Here is a 369-nt window from a genome sequence, read left to right on the forward strand (position 1 = left end):
TTGTATCAGGCCGATCCTAGTGCAAAAAAAGAAATTCAGGCATTAAGACAAAGTGCTGTTAGAATGAAAAGCAATCAAAACCCAAAATCGTATGTAATACCAGTTGTATTTCATGTATTTGGCACCGAGTTTAATAGCGGATCTACTGTTACCAAAACTATTATTGAAGACGCTTTACAAAAAACCAATGAAGATTTTCAAGGGCTTAATACAGATTACAGCACTATTGATGCTCCTTTCGATGCTATCAAACAACCTCTGGATGTGACATTTAAACTTGCACAACTTGATCCTAATGGTAATCCCACAGGAGTTATATTCTATGATGAAGCTTCGAGAATGGGGAACTATAACTCTCCTGTAGTAGCC

Annotated in this window: 1 pseudogene; it reads left to right on the top strand. The window is 36.9% G+C overall.

Going from position 1 to position 369, the window contains the following annotated elements:
- A pseudogene (locus Z054_RS31780) lies at positions 1-369 on the top strand (hypothetical protein); the annotation flags it as partial.

Source organism: Aquimarina macrocephali JAMB N27 (assembly GCF_000520995.1).
Taxonomy (GTDB): Bacteria; Bacteroidota; Bacteroidia; order Flavobacteriales; family Flavobacteriaceae; genus Aquimarina; species Aquimarina macrocephali.